Source organism: Mesorhizobium sp. P3_B5 (assembly GCF_056402815.1).
In genome coordinates, this window is record NZ_JBFUGR010000020.1 from 24,720 (window position 1) to 39,222 (window position 14,503).

Annotated in this window: 9 protein-coding genes and 2 pseudogenes; 6 read left to right on the forward strand and 5 right to left on the reverse strand. The window is 59.0% G+C overall.

The annotated features are described in order from the left end of the window. Window position 1 precedes the first annotated feature (1 nt). The 4 genes and pseudogenes from AC1DVW_RS27825 to AC1DVW_RS27840 all read left to right on the forward strand — a co-directional run bounded on the left by AC1DVW_RS27825 (window position 2) and on the right by AC1DVW_RS27840 (window position 5,153). Window positions 2–1,501 (forward strand): aldehyde dehydrogenase, encoded by a 1,500-nt coding sequence (locus tag AC1DVW_RS27825; protein ID WP_477327382.1) that lies wholly within the window; start codon window positions 2–4, stop codon window positions 1,499–1,501. Beyond that, window positions 1,498–2,844, forward strand: a complete 1,347-nt coding sequence (locus AC1DVW_RS27830; protein ID WP_477327384.1) for an NAD(P)/FAD-dependent oxidoreductase — start codon at window positions 1,498–1,500, stop codon at window positions 2,842–2,844. The genes AC1DVW_RS27825 and AC1DVW_RS27830 overlap by 4 nt, the downstream gene beginning before the upstream one ends. 94 nt (window positions 2,845–2,938) lie before the next feature. Then, window positions 2,939–4,045, forward strand: a complete 1,107-nt coding sequence (locus AC1DVW_RS27835; RefSeq protein WP_477327386.1) for a mandelate racemase/muconate lactonizing enzyme family protein — start codon at window positions 2,939–2,941, stop codon at window positions 4,043–4,045. Window positions 4,046–4,164: 119 nt separating this feature from the next. Then, a pseudogene (locus AC1DVW_RS27840) lies at window positions 4,165–5,153 on the forward strand (GlxA family transcriptional regulator). Window positions 5,154–5,440: 287 nt separating this feature from the next. Here AC1DVW_RS27840 and AC1DVW_RS27845 read toward each other — a convergent pair. The 4 genes and pseudogenes from AC1DVW_RS27845 to AC1DVW_RS27860 form a co-directional block, all read right to left on the reverse strand. Then, window positions 5,441–6,131, reverse strand: a pseudogene (locus AC1DVW_RS27845) (corrinoid protein). Window positions 6,132–6,223: 92 nt separating this feature from the next. Then, window positions 6,224–7,873, reverse strand: a complete 1,650-nt coding sequence (locus AC1DVW_RS27850) for an ABC transporter substrate-binding protein (protein WP_477327388.1) — start codon at window positions 7,871–7,873, stop codon at window positions 6,224–6,226. Window positions 7,874–7,931: 58 nt separating this feature from the next. Then, complete coding sequence (locus tag AC1DVW_RS27855) at window positions 7,932–9,473, reverse strand: trimethylamine methyltransferase family protein (RefSeq protein WP_477327390.1); 1,542 nt, start codon at window positions 9,471–9,473, stop codon at window positions 7,932–7,934. 255 nt (window positions 9,474–9,728) lie between these two features. Next, window positions 9,729–10,637, reverse strand: coding sequence for a LysR substrate-binding domain-containing protein (locus AC1DVW_RS27860; RefSeq protein ID WP_477327392.1), 909 nt, complete (start codon window positions 10,635–10,637; stop codon window positions 9,729–9,731). Window positions 10,638–10,775: 138 nt separating this feature from the next. Here AC1DVW_RS27860 and AC1DVW_RS27865 point away from each other — a divergent pair, with 138 nt between their 5' ends. Then, complete coding sequence (locus tag AC1DVW_RS27865) at window positions 10,776–12,131, forward strand: NAD(P)/FAD-dependent oxidoreductase (RefSeq protein WP_477327394.1); 1,356 nt, start codon at window positions 10,776–10,778, stop codon at window positions 12,129–12,131. Between the two features lie 17 nt (window positions 12,132–12,148). Next, window positions 12,149–13,021, forward strand: coding sequence for a dihydrodipicolinate synthase family protein (locus AC1DVW_RS27870; RefSeq protein WP_477327396.1), 873 nt, complete (start codon window positions 12,149–12,151; stop codon window positions 13,019–13,021). An 851-nt stretch (window positions 13,022–13,872) separates the two neighbouring features. Here the strand turns inward: AC1DVW_RS27870 and AC1DVW_RS27875 are convergent. Then, window positions 13,873–14,220, reverse strand: a complete 348-nt coding sequence (locus tag AC1DVW_RS27875) for an ATP-binding cassette domain-containing protein (RefSeq protein WP_477327398.1) — start codon at window positions 14,218–14,220, stop codon at window positions 13,873–13,875. Between the last annotated feature and the right edge of the window lie 283 nt (window positions 14,221–14,503).

Consider the following 14,503-nt stretch of genomic DNA (forward strand, 5'->3'; position numbering starts at 1 on the left):
CATGGGCAATCTTCTGACACACGACGAATATGTAGCGATTGCCGCCAAGCTGGAGTTTCCGACACAGGCTTTCATCGACGGCAGCTTCAGACCGGCAATCTCGGGGAAAACATTCGAAACGACCAACCCGGCCACGGGCAAGGTGCTGGCGAAGGTTGMCTCCTGCGGTCCCGAGGACGTCGACTTTGCCGTACAAAAGGCACGCGACGCGTTCGAGGACGGCCGGTGGTCGCGCCTTCATCCGTCGGCACGTAAGGATGCGCTCATCCGTCTCACCAAGCTCATGAAGCGCAACGCCCATGAACTGGCCGTTTTGGAAAGCCTCGACAGTGGCAAGACGATCTACGACTGCGAGAACGTCGATGTCCCTGAAACCATCCATTGCCTTGCCTGGCATGCGGAATTGATCGACAAGATCTACGATCAGGTGGCGCCTGCCTCCGACAACCACATCGCGATGATCGTGCGCGAACCGGTCGGTGTCGTGGGCTTGGTCCTGCCCTGGAATTTCCCGCTGCTGATGCTGGCCTGGAAGATCGGACCGGCCCTCGCCGCGGGCAACTCGATTATCGTCAAGCCGGCCAAGGAAACGACCTTGACTGCGCTGCGTGTCGCTGAGCTGGCAATGGAGGCGGGCATCCCCTCCGGCGTCTTCAACGTGCTGCCGGGAGGTGGCTCCGAAGTCGGGGAGCCGCTTGGGCGACACATGGATGTGGATATGGTGTCGTTCACGGGCTCCACGGAGACTGGAAGGCGCTTTCCGCGCTATTCGGCGGACTCGAACCTCAAGGAAGTGACGCTTGAGATGGGCGGGAAGAACCCGGCCGTCGTGCTGGACGACGCGGAGAATATCGACCGCGTTGCCGCCCACATCGTCAACGGCGCGTTCTGGAACATGGGGCAAAACTGCTCTGCCTCGTCGCGGCTCATCGTTCAACGCGGCATTAAGGACGAACTGCTCAAGCGGGTGATCGCGCATGCCCGGGAGTGGCCGATGGGCGACCCGCTGAATCCCGAGAACCGGGTGGGTGCGCTGGTTTCCAAGGCGCACTTCGAAAAAGTCTGCTCCTATCTCGAGAAGGGGCAGAAGGTGCTTCTCGGCGGAAAGGCCAAGGGTGGGTTCGTGGAACCCACGATCCTGGACGTCAGCGACCGCGACGCGAAGGTCGTGCGGGAAGAAATCTTCGGACCGATCCTGACGGTGCTGACTGTCGAGAGCTTCGATGAAGCCATTACGCTCGCGAACGACACAGAGTACGGATTGTGTGCGTCGATCTACACAGCGAACGCGAAACGAGCCATAAGGGGAGCAAGAGCGATCCGGGCGGGTACCGTGACAGTCAACAGCTTCGGCGAGGGAGACATCACAACGCCTTTCGGAGGCTTCAAGTCTTCCGGCTTCGGCGGCCGCGACAACGGCATCCACGCCCACGACCAGTACACCAGAATCAAGACCATCTGGCTTGATCTCACCGATGACGCAGACGAGGCTGTCGCGTGACCATCCACAAGGCTGAAAGGCTGCCGGTCCAACAGGGGCCGGCAGCCTGGAACGCCATCCTCCCGGCCCAACCCTGTTCCGCGCCCCTTGAAGGCGCTCTGCGTGTCGATGTCGCCATAGTGGGCGGCGGCTTTGCTGGTCTTTCAGCCGCCAAACGCCTGCGCCAGCAAGACTCGAGCCTTCGTATCGCAGTTCTTGAGGCCAGCGGCCTCGCGGAAGGCGCTTCTGGCCGCAACTCAGGCTTCATGATCGACCTGCCTCATGATTTGCAGTCCGATGATTATGCCGGAAAGGGTGTCGAGGAGGACAAGAAAATGATCGCGCTGAATCGCGCGGCCATTTCTTTCGCCAAGGAGCGCGTCGAAGAATACGGAATCGACCCCGCCTACTTCGACCCAGCGGGCAAGATCAACGGAGCAGTCAGCGAGACCGCACGCAACCTCAACGAAAGCTACGCCCAACACCTCACTCAATTGGGCGAAGTCAGCGAGACGCTGGACGCCAAGGCGATGCAGGAGGTAACGGGAAGCCGCCACTACACGTCTGGCCTTCACACACCCGGAACAGTGATGATCCAGCCGGCGGGCTATATCCGGTCGCTTGGTACAGGCCTTCGACGAGACGGCGTGTTCGTGTTCGAGAGATCGCCAGTCTCGAAGCTCGCGAGAGTGAACCAAGATTGGATGCTTACAACGCCCAATGGCCATGTCACCGCGGCGAAGGTCATTCTTGCCAACAACGGGCATCTTGAGAGCTTCGGCTTCGCCCGCAAGCGCCTCATGCACGTTTTCCTCTACGCCTCAATGACTGCCGAACTCGACGCTGAGGTCCTCTCCAGGTTGGGAGGGCAGCCTCGTTGGGGCGTTACTCCTTCCGATCCGATGGGTACGACGATGAGGCGCATCGACACCGCACAGGGCGGAAACCGTATCGTCACCCGGACCTGCGCCAGCTATCTGCCTGGGATGGTGCCATCAAAGTCAGCGGTCGCCCGCGCGGCAAAAGTCCATCGGCGAAAATTCGCCGACCGCTTTCCTGCCATCGCCGATGTTCCAATGGAATACAGTTGGGCCGGGCACCTGTGCCTGACCTGGAACGGCGTCTCTGTGATGCGCGAACTGGAGCCGGGTCTTTTCTCGGCCTGCTGCGACAACGGCCTGGGAACGGTGCGCAGTACGCTAACCGGGATCGCCGCCGCCGACTTGTTGTTCAACCGGTCCTCGGAAATCGCCGCGCATTTCATGGCCGAACCAGAACCACCGAAGCTCGTGCCGTCGCCTTTCGCCGAGATCGGCGCGAACCTCTATTTCCGTTGGAAAGAGTGGAGAGCGCGTGAGGAATAGCAATACCCCAATCACTGACCGCCTTGGGCCGATCGCTTAACTCGACGTTCGCACGCTCTGCTTCGCGAAAAAACACCTTCACATTGGAACGAACATGAAAATCAAGGAAGTTCACGTCTTCGCGCATGATCTGCCGGTCAAGAACGGCCCCTACACAATGGGCGGCGTCAAGGTGTATGCGCTCGATACGACGATCGTTAAGATCGTGACCGACAATGGCCTCGTCGGTTGGGGCGAAACCTGCCCCGTAGGCCCAACCTATCAGCCCCATCATGCAAAAGGTGCACGCGCTGCACTGGATGAGATGGCCCAGGGACTGATTGGCGCAGACCCTCTTCAGCCAGTAGTCCTAAGACGCAGGATGGACAGCCTCCTTAACGGACACCGATACGCGAAGGCCGCCGTGGATATGGCGGCATACGACATTGTGGGTAAACAGTTCGGCATGCGCGTCGCCGACCTTCTTGGCGGCGCCGTGACCGAACGGGTTCCTTCATATTACGCGTTGGGCATAGGCGAGCCCGATGAGGTTGCCCGTATTGCGGCCGAGCGTGTCGCGGAGGGCTATCCGCGCCTCCAGATGAAGATCGGCGGTAGACCGGTCGAGATCGACGTCGCTGTCGTGCGCAAGGTCTGGGAGCGCGTGGGGGGACGCGCCCGGCTCGCGGCCGATGCCAATCGATCGCTGACGACGCGTGACACGCTTCGGCTCAGTCGCGAATGCCTCGATGTTCCGTTCGTGCTGGAACAGCCTTGCAACACGTTCGAAGAGATCAAGGCCATCCGGAATCAACTACACCACGCTGTGTATCTCGACGAAAACACAGAGGACCTTTCCACTGTAATCCGTGCGATTGGAGAGGGAGTGTGTGACGGCTTCGGGATGAAGGTGACCCGCATTGGGGGCCTGCATGCAATGGCGACGGTACGTGATATTTGCGAGGCACGATCAATGCCGCACACCTGCGACGATGCGTGGGGCGGTGACATCCTCGCCGCCGCCTGTGTTCAAATCGGTGCGACCGTCAGTCCGCGCCTGAACGAGGGCGTCTGGATAGCGGCACCATACATCGAAGGCCATTATGACGAGAAGAACGGTGTGTCCGTCGAAGATGGACATATCAGGCTTCCGAACGGGCCAGGCTTGGGAGTTGTTCCGGAGGAATCATGTTTTGGCTCCCCGATGGCATCCTATGGTTGATCGGAAGAGACTGCGGAGCCTCCCGGTCCAGTGTCGGGCAGACCCTGCCAGCAAGAAAGATGCCTTCGCTTCGAATGGCGCGATGGCGCTGTTAGCCAATGATACATATGCAGCCGGTCATGAAATCAGCACCAGAAGCGCTTGGGGTCGGCCGATTGAAGATTGGCTTTGTACTGGCTCGTTCCTTTACTCTTTCCGCGTTCGCGCTGTTCGTTGACACGCTCAGATTGGCGAGCGATGAGGCCGACAAATCCGGTAGGATTTTCGCGGATTGGCAGCTTCTAGCGAGCACCCGTAATCTGATCACCTCCAGTTGCGGCGTCCAGGTCGCACCGACATCGGATTTCGTGGACCCGGCCGAKTTCAACTATATTGTGGTCGTGGGCGGGCTGCTGAACAGTGAATTTCCAGTCGATAGCGAGACGGTCAGCTACCTCAAAAGAGCCGCCGCCGCCAAAGTTCCACTGATCGGGGTCTGTACGGGGACGTTCATCCTGGCCGAGCCGGCTTAATGAAGTTCCACCGAACCTGTGTAAGCTGGCTCCACTATCACGCTTTCCGCGAACGCTTCCCGGATCACGAGGTCAGGTCGGACCGTCTTTTCAATCTTGATCGCGCCAGGGGATCATGTGCCGGGGGCAGCAGCGCAGCGGACATGGCGGCGTCAATCGTTAGACGTCATATCGGTAGAGAGGCAGAGAGAAACGCCCTCGAAGTGTTGCAGATCGAGAGGGCGCGCGCGCCGTCCGACATCCAGCCGCACAGCCCGACCTTCATTGAATGCCAGGATCCTCGGCTCAAGGCGGCGCTCATCATCATGGAGAACCATATCGAGAATACGATCTCCATTCCCAAGGTGGCTGCCTTGGTTGGACTGTCCCGAAGGCAACTCGAGCGCCTCTTCATGGAGAAGACAAAGAGTTCTCCGGCTGTTGTTTACACAAGGGTGCGTCTGGAGCGGGCGAAGCACCTCCTGATGCAGACCCGTGCTCCAATGATCGAGATCGCCGTCGAGGTCGGGTTTGAGAACGCATCGCATTTCTCGCGGCTCTTCCGTGAGACCTATGGCCAGCCGCCTACCAAATTCAGGTCAGCGATTTCGGGCTAGGCCACCAACCGTGTGTGGTTGCAGCTCAGGACTGCAAATCCGAGGCTAACGAGCCGTATTGCCCGCGTTCAATGCAGCCACTCAGCAAACGCGATGTCCGTCGGTCCTATTTCGACGCGATCATTGTCGTCGATGCTCCCATCCGGCCTTAGCGCGACCTGGCTCCTGGTAGGATCAATTTTGGGACTGATGATTGAAAACGAGGACATGTCGGAGAAGTCTCGTGGGATCGGCAAAGAATACCTGTGCCTTTGTTCTGCGGGACTCGGGTATCGTTAGAAAGGGCCTCAGTTGCGGACGTTGTGCTTGCGCTTCATGAAGTCCTTGGCGGTTTCGACGGCCACGGCCGCATCGCGGCAATAGGCGTCGGCGCCGACGGCCTTGCCGAATTCCTCGTTGAGCGGTGCGCCACCGACCAGCGACGTAATCGTCGCGAATGCCCTTTTCCTTCATCGTATCGATGACGACCTTCATGTAGGGCATAGTCGTGGTCAAAAGCGCCGACATGCCGATGATGTCGGGCTGGTGCTGTTCGATGGCGTCGAGGTATTTTTCGACCGCATTGTTGATGCCGAGATCGATGACGTCGAAGCCGGCGCCCTCCAGCATCATGCCGACGAGGTTCTTGCCGATGTCGTGGATGTCGCCCTTGACCGTGCCGATCACCATCTTGCCCTGCTTCGGCGCGCCGGTGGCGGCGAGCAGCGGCCGCAGGATGAACATGCCGGCCTTCATCGCATTGGCGGACAACAGCACTTCGGGAACGAACAGGATGCCGTCGCGAAAATCCTCGCCGACGATGCGCATGCCTTCGACCAGCGCCTCCGTCAGCACCTTGTAAGGCACCCAGCCGCGCTCGAGCAGGATGTTGGTGCCTTCCTCGATCTCTTCCTTCAACCCGTCATAGAGGTCGTCGTGCATCTGCTGCACCAACTCGTCGTCGGAAAGCTCGGAAAGGATGATCTCGTCGTCGGCCATGTCGGGTCGCCTCACGCATAGTTCAAAGGAGGTCGGTACCCCATGCTCGATGGGGCACCGACCAGGCTTCCGGTTGGAGCCTCGGGAGTCTGCTAGGCTGCCAGCCAGACTTTCTGCAAATCCATCTGGAAAGTCTGGTGGATTGCATAGTTCTGAACTTTTTTGTTCATGTGACCAAAGAGGCTTTGCCAGAACGGCTGTATGATGACCCCAGAATCCTGAAGCACATCTTCGATGTCCTTCATCAGTTCCTTCCGCTTGGCGGCGTCGCTGACCGAGAACGCCTTTTTGAGCTTGGCATCGAAGTCGGCGTTTGCGTAAGCAGTCTCATTCCAAGCCTCGCCAGTGCGATAAGCCAGCGCCAGGACCTGAACCCCGAGCGGCCGCATGTACCAGACGGTCAGCGAATAGGGATACTTCGCCCAGTCGTTCCAGAAAGTCGAACCCGGAAGCACCGTGCGCTTAACCTTGATGCCGGCCTCTCGAAGCTGCGCCGCAATGGCGTCACCGGTATTCTTCTGCCAGTCCTCATCGATCGAAATCAGTTCATGCTCGAACTCGGCATGACCGGATTCAGCAATGAGTTTCTTCGCGCCATCGACGTCCCGGCTCTTCTTAGGCAATGCAAAATATTCCGGATGGATTGGGGCGACGTGGTGGTTTTCGCCGACCGTTCCGCGCCCTGCATAGCCGAGTTGAAGGATGGTTATGTTGTCTACCGCCATCTGCAGCGCATTGCGGACCTTCTTGTCGTCATAGGGTTTGTTGGCCGTGTTGGTGCGGCACACCAGTGTCGTTGCGGTGGCGACCTCCGATTTGTCCACGTCCATCTTGTCCAGGATGTCGATGAAGTCCGCCGGTGTCTCCATGTTCACATCGATCTCACCGGAGTCGAAGGCAGCCACCGTTGCCTGGAAGTCGGTGCCATAATCGATGAATTGCACTCCATCCAGCAGAGCTTCGCCGCCCCACCATTTGCCATTCTCCCGGCGTTTGACTTCAGCCTTGCTGCCGACCGCGTAGGATACCAGTTCGAAGGCGCCCGTTCCGATCGCCTTTGCGGCCGGATCAGCGCCGCCGGCATCGAAACTGCGATGGACGATCAGTCCAGGGTAGTCGGTGAAATTCGCGATGATAGCGATGTCCGGGTCGCTCAGCTTGAGCTTGACGGTATGGTCATCGACCTTGACGATCGCTCCATCTCTTGCCTTGCCGGTCTTGGTATCGATCAGTCCCCCGACGCGCGCGGCCATCGAATTGCCGGAGACGCCCTTCTCGCACCAGCGGGTGATGTTGAGGACTACGTCATCGGCGTCGAACGCGTCGCCATTGTTCCAGGTCACGCCCTTCCGGACATGGAAGACATATTCGGTGGCATCGTCATTGACCTCCCAGCTTTCCAGCAGGACCGGTTCGAATGTGAATTCATGGGTGTAGCGAACCAGCGGTTCGAGCCAGCAGCGAGAAATGTTGGCAAGCTCAACCCAGTCATAGGTACGTGGGTCTTTCTGCGCCTTGACGGGCATGGACACGCGCAGAGTCCCGCCCTTCTTCGGCTCGGCCGCGCGTGCGGGCTGCGGCAATGCCACGCCAATCAGGCCGTAGGCCATCGCAGCCGAGGCGCCGAACGTGCTTGCAAGCGCGAGAAACTCGCGCCGGTCCATTTGTCCGGCTTTGACGTCGCTCGCCATCTTTTCGATGGCAGCCGGAACTTGATTCCCATTGCTTCTGAACAGTCCCATTTTCTTCTCCCTTGTTAGTGTTTCCCGGATATTGATCGCGTGGGTTCTTGGCGGATGCCTAGGCGAGGCTTGGCGAGATTTCCTCCTGGCGATGCGCCACGAATGCATCGAGTTCCTCGCGCACGGATGGATCCATCTGCGGCTGCTCGTAACTCGCGATGATCGATGTCGCTTTCTCACGGCAGCGCTGCGCCATATCCTTGGAGCCTTTGACCTTCCACTGCTCATAGCTGAGGTAATCGAGGATCTCCGGCGCGAAGAATGCGTCCTTGAAGCGCTTGAGCGTGAAGGAATCTCCGAGATAGTGGCCGCCGGGGCCGATGCGCCGCACTGCCTCGAGAGCGTCGTCGAAATGCTCGAACGAAATTCCCCGCGCGTATTTTTCAATCAGCAAATTCTGTTCGGCATCGGCGACAAACTTCGCCATGCAGCATACGAGGCCGGCCTCATCCCAGCCGCCCGCATGCATCATCAGGTTCGCGCCTGCGCTCGCCCCCGACATGTAAGCGATTGCCGACTCGTACCCGGACTGAGCATCAAAGGTCTTGGCGGACGACTGGGATGCAGTCGTCCGCCACGGCAAGCCATACCGCCTTGCCAGTTGGCCGATAACGGCGTTGATCAAAGTGACTTCGGGCATGCCGGACATCGGAGCGCCGCTGCGCATCGACACCGAAACTGAATATTGCCCATAGATCATTTTGGCGCCGGGCCTGACCAACTGGGTGTAGGCGAGCGCTGCGAGCGCCTCAGCGTTCAACTGGGCGATGGTAGCCGGGACGTCGGCGGGAGTGTTGGCGGCGCCGAGCACAAAAGGCGACAGCAGGACGACCTGGTTCGCCTCGACGAAAGCGCGGAGCCCTTCAAGCATGGTCGAATCCCACACCAGCGGCGAGTTTCCCGATACGTGACCGAGCATCACCGCGTTCTGATCCATAAAGGCCTTGCCGTGGACGATCTGCCCCATGGCGATCGAGTCGTCGGCTCGCTGCTTCCCGGTCGTCAGACCGAAGAAGGGCATGTTCGTTTCCACCAGGCTCGAATGGTTGATGTGCAGATGGCGCCATGGAACAGCGATGTCGGTCGGCTCACAGGTGAACCCGCCGGCGATATGGAACCCCGGCAGCATCTGGGTCAGCCGGTTCATGTCCCGCAGGTCCTCGATCGTGGATGCGCGCCGCACACCCTGAAGATCCCGGACGTTTGGCGCGCCTTGCATGGCGCTGAAGGTCATTGTGTCGGGCGCGATCTCGAAACGCTGTGACGGATCGCGAGAGGTCATCTCAAAGCGGGATGGCGCCTTCGAGATGAGATGCATCAGCATCTCGCCATCGAGGCGCACACGTTGGCCTTGGACGTCGGCGCCAGCCTCCTTCCATTGCCGGATTGCTGTTTCATCCCGGAATTCGATTCCGATCTCGCGCAAGATCGCCAACGAAGCCTGGTGAATGCGCTCAAGCTGCTCGCCCGTGACGGCCTCCACAGGCCGAATGCCGTACTTGATGGTCGAGACGCGAGGCCTCTTCTCTGCTTCCCGGGCGGCTACGACCGACGCGCGTCCTCCGCGACGCCGGATTGCGGGAGTATCGGTGTCCATCATCGCGTTTTCCCAGAGGGCGCAAAGGTCGCCGTCAAAAGAGCCTTCTTCGGTCCGCGTACGGAGCGCGGCCCTGCTCATTGACTTTGATGATAGGGTCTGGCGAACGCCCTGAGGACTCGCAAAAGGTTTCGCTGGTGTTAAATTCAGTTTATACCTGGGTCGACGGCGCAAGTACCGGTGACCTGGTAAGGACCGCCCGAAAGGCGAAGCGGCGGGGGTGGGTGCGGGAACCGAGGCAGGGGCGCCGGTAGCTGTCTAAGGGCGCAATTCCTTCGACTGAGCGAGGAACCAATCCACAAGAACCTTGCACTTCTTGTTTTTGCCGGCATCTTCATTTGACAAGAGGAAGAAGGCGCGGTCGGTCTTGATCTCAGTCGCAATGGGCCGAACCAGCTGGCGGTTGTGGAGCAGATGTTGGGCGGTCAGGGACCATCCCAATGCGATTCCTTCGCCTGCAAGAGCTGCTTGCAGCGTCAGCTGATAGTCATTGAATACAATGTTCGGCTTCGTCTCGCTGGCATCTCCGCCTGCAAGCGCGACCCATTCCGGCCAGCCCATTCGCTTGCGAAAGGCGTCGGACGAATGAATGAGCTGGTGTCGAACCAACTCATCGACGCTCGTTGGAGCGGCGTGCGCCAGAAGATATGCGGGCGAGCAGACGGGAAAAATGATCTCGTCGCATACAATCCAACTGTTCGTCCTGTCAAAATCCCGTGGCCGCACCCATACGGTAACGTCCACTTCGTGATCGGGCTCGATATCCCGATCGGTGGCGACAACCTTGATCATGACGTCTGGATGCTCTTCCTGGAAATGATAGAGTTGAGGCGCAAGCCAATGTGCGGCGAGGGATGTCGACGCAGCAAAAGTGATGTATTTCGTTCCGCGGTCGGAGATAGTCTCAAGCCGCTGTTCCAGACGGCGGAAACTCGTGCGCACCTCATCGTAGAGCTGCCTGCCAGCCTCCGTCAGCTGCACTCCTCGATTGTCACGGGCAAAGAGTGCGGTCCCGCAATGCTTTTCGAACGACTTGATTGAGTGCGAGACGCTGGGTTGCGTCACGTTGAGTTCGCTCGCTGCGTTTTTGAAACTCAGGGTCCGGGCAGCCGCTTCGAAGACAAAGAGCGAATGCGTCGAGGGTACCAGGCTACGAAGCTTTGACATGAAGCAGGTCTATATCAGACGCTATATTTTCCGTCTACGAGATGCCCGCCAACCGGTCTATTCAAACAGGAAACCAAAGCGACCACGGACCGTAGCCAAGCCCTTCGTCACCGGCCGCCTGAACTCAGCGAGTTGGCAGTGAATTCGTTCAACCAAACAGTGACCAAAGAGCGCAAAGTCGTTCAGCCGCCCCATCCCGAACCGACTATGTCGGGCTGGTACACTACGGCAGGGCCGGAGTTGGCGCTGGTGCCGCTAGAAGGCGACGTTGCATGTGACTGCCTCGTGATTGGGGGCGGCTGGATGGGGCTGCACGCGGCGCGCCGATTTGCCGAGCTCAACCCGCAGTCTTCGGTTGTCCTGGTAGACGCCGGCCGCATTGGAAACAATGCATCCGGACGGTGCATGGGTTTCGTCATCGATCTAGCCCACAATCCTCGGAAGCGCGATTTCGTCGAAGACATCAAGGGGAACAAGGAAGAGCTGTTCGTTAACCTGGACGGCATCGCCTACATCCGAAGCGCCGTCGAGGAGCATGGGGTCGATTGCGACTGGGACGCGCAGGGAAAATACCACAGCGCCGCGACCGCTCACGGTGTGGAGGACCTCCACCGCTTTTCGCAGGCGCTGGATAAGCTTGGCCAGAATTACAGCTGGGTCGAGACCCCGGAAATCCAGGCGATCACCGGCAGCAAGCACTACATCAAAGCCTTGCATCATCCCGGCACCGTCTTGGTCCAGCCTGCGAAGTATCTGAAGAACGCAACGCGAAGCCTGCCCGCGAACGTCACCGTTCACGAAAACACCCCCATCGTGGCGGTGCAGTTCGGCGTGCCGAAGCACATCTGCGAGACGCCCGCAGGAACAATCAGGGCTTCGAAGGTCATCATCTGCGCGTCAGGCTATCTGACGAAATTTGGCTTCTTCGATAACCGCGCCATACCGCTATACACATTTGCGAGCATGACACGACAGCTCACGGAGCGCGAGCTTTCGCGGGTGGGAGACAAAAGAGCCTACGGGCTTATCCCAGCCAACAGCTTCGGCACAACGGTTCGTCGCACAATCGACAACCGGCTTTTCCTTCGCAACGTCTATTCCTATGCGACTGACTTCAAGACCACTACGCAGGACGTGATGAGGGCTCGGGTGCAGCAGCAAATCGCGTTCGATCGGCGGTGGCCGGAGCTTTCGTCGATCGGCTTCGAGGCCAGCTGGGGCGGCCTTCTTACACTCGCGCAAAATGGCGGAATGGTCTTCGGCGAGTTGGCGGAGAAGGTCTACGGCGCCGCATTCTGCAACGGAACTGGCGTCGCGCGCGGTGCAGCCTTCGGTAAGGCCGTAGCCGATCTGGCGTCAGGGCGATCATCGCCGGTGGTCGACATCCTGAAGACGCGCGCACGTCCCAGCAAGCCGTATCCCAGGCCTGTCACAGCGATGGGCGTTCGCATGATAACCGCCGTCCGTTTTCGACAGGCCGGCGCTGAAGTCTAGATACAATGAGAGAGATCATGGCAGACCTAAAGGGCATAAATCTGGCAATGCAGACACCGTTCGACGAGAATGGTGCGATCAACTATTCGGTTTTCGAGGAACTGATCGAGAAGTATGTCGCCGCAGGTGTTCACGGGCTGGTTTTGGGTGCCGGCACGGGGCAACACCCCTATCTCACCGAAGCCGAATGCAACCAGCTCTATGAAGTCGGCGCGAAGCGCATAGCTGGCCGCTGCAACGTCATCTGCCAGACGTCGGCCCTCAATATGGACGAGATTATCAGAAGGTCGCGTCATGCGGAAGCTATCGGTGCCGACGCACTGATGATCCTACCTCCGTACTTCGAAGGGCCGGGTGACGAAAACGGAATCTTTGATTTCTACAAGGCAATCGATGACGCGGTCGGCGTAGATATCGTCGGCTATAACATTCCGCAGGCCACGGGCATTTCCGTTTCACCCCGGCTGTTCGAGCGTCTGAGCCAGTTGAGGAATTTCAATTATATCAAGGACAGCGCTGGCGATCTCACCGTGCACCAGGAATACCTTCAGACCAAAGGCGCGGTTTTGAACGGGTGTGATACGACGACAATTTATGCTCTCATGGCCGGCGCGCGAGGCGTTATCTGGGGGGCAGCAAACTACATGCCGAGCGAGGCTGTCCAGTTGTACGACTTGGTGATGGCAAGAGATTATGATCAAGCCTTCACGCTCTGGCAACGAATTTTGCCGTCATTGCTTTTCATTTGGCGGGCACCTTACACGCCGTCCGTCGTAAGGGCGGCACAGTTGCGTGGGTATGGAACCGGCAATGTCCGCAGGCCACTTTCGAAGCTTTCGTCTGACCAGGAAGCGGCGCTCCTGCATGCGCTCGAGCCGTTGTTAGCGTAGGAACTGGCAACTGCCAGCTATGGCCTTCAGATCCGACGTAAGCCCAACCCCTCTGCATTAGCTAGGCGCGGATCAATTCGACCGGCAGCCCGTCGCTCACGGCGCCATTGCCCCGGTGCCACACCGGTCGGTGATCTGCCAGCAGGGAACTGCGACCCGGTCCGGCCAGCGCCCAAGATGCCCACGATCTCCTGCTTGATGATGAGGCAGTCGCCTGCCTGAACGGCAAACGAGGTCATACAATTCGTGCCGGGTGAAGGTGTGCTGCATCCGGGTTTTGTGAGATTTGGCGGGGTGACGCTACCCTGTCGCAACGCAGCTCAAAGTCAAGCAAACGGGTGCTCATTTGCAGCCCTCGAGATCCGAGTCGCTTCCCTGTTAGTGTGCTTTCGCTTCCCTGTTAGGCCGAATAGGGAATTTTCTCTCAAGAGGTTGAAACCGCTGCGGGATTTAAGGTCAATTTTGGCTCGGGCGCCCAAAATCTCCGAAAATTCGCTGTTTTCGGCGCGTAACAGGGAAAATCAGTCGGAGACTGGTTCGCTAGCGACTGCCAGCACCACCAAAAGACCAACTTAAGTAATTGATTTTGCGGCATTATTTTGAGATGGTCCACAATGTGGACTCGAACCCCTCTTTCCAACCAAAACTAACCCCGAGCGATTTTCCTCGCGATCTCAGAGTCGCCTGAGGCGATATTGGGGTGTCGAAGGGTTCGAACCGCTAAAGCGTTACCGTGTTCCCTACATTTGGAAACGCCAGGTTTCCACGACACGAACGGCAGCTTTGCGCCTGATGTCGGCCTTTGAGGTGAGCTTTGCCCTTGCCTAAAGGCCGACATTGCGGGCCCGGTATCACGCCGGACCGAACACCTGACTGGTCCTGGGCAGGATCCGGTCACAGATTGGAGCGCAGGCGGGCAGCGAAGGTTGTTGTGACGGTCTAGACATGACACCACGAGTGCTTGGATTGAGCGCCGCGCCCGGATGCTGGTAGACGGCGGCGATATGGTTTCCCCTGAGCTGGCGCAGTTGCTCGGCCGAGAGATCGCGGATTTCCCGGCCTTGAAATCCAAGCGCTGACGCCGCGATGCGGGCATTCTTCGGCAGATAGCGCAGGATGGCGAGCGCCACCGAGCTTTTTCCCGACCCCGACTCGCCGACCAGCCCGAGCGCTTCGCCTTCGCCGATGCGCAGCAACACGCCGCTGACGGCGGGATGCGATCCCTCGCCGGCTGCGGCGCGCGCGCTTCCTATGATCGGTTGGCTCTTCGCCAGCTTCGCTGTCTAAAACAGCGACGGCATGGCGACTTTTATCATTAGAACCACGCATGCTTGTCCCGCCTGCGAGAACGCCCGAGCATCGAATTCGGTGTTCCGATCAGCGCGTCCATTTTCCACCGGACGCGTTCGTAGCCAGCATGAGCAGAAGTCACCGGGACCGTATTGACAAGGTCGCGCTGATATGAACATTTGACTTTGCGAA

Excerpts from the sequence above, each read along its gene's own strand:
- AC1DVW_RS27860 (WP_477327392.1), bottom strand. The coding sequence starts at position 10,637 with ATGTCAAAGCTTCGTAGCCTGGTACCCTCGACGCATTCGCTCTTTGTC.
- AC1DVW_RS27850 (WP_477327388.1), bottom strand. The coding sequence starts at position 7,873 with ATGGGACTGTTCAGAAGCAATGGGAATCAAGTTCCGGCTGCCATCGAA.
- AC1DVW_RS27870 (WP_477327396.1), top strand. The coding sequence starts at position 12,149 with ATGGCAGACCTAAAGGGCATAAATCTGGCAATGCAGACACCGTTCGAC.
- AC1DVW_RS27855 (WP_477327390.1), bottom strand. The coding sequence starts at position 9,473 with ATGATGGACACCGATACTCCCGCAATCCGGCGTCGCGGAGGACGCGCG.
- AC1DVW_RS27835 (WP_477327386.1), top strand. The coding sequence starts at position 2,939 with ATGAAAATCAAGGAAGTTCACGTCTTCGCGCATGATCTGCCGGTCAAG.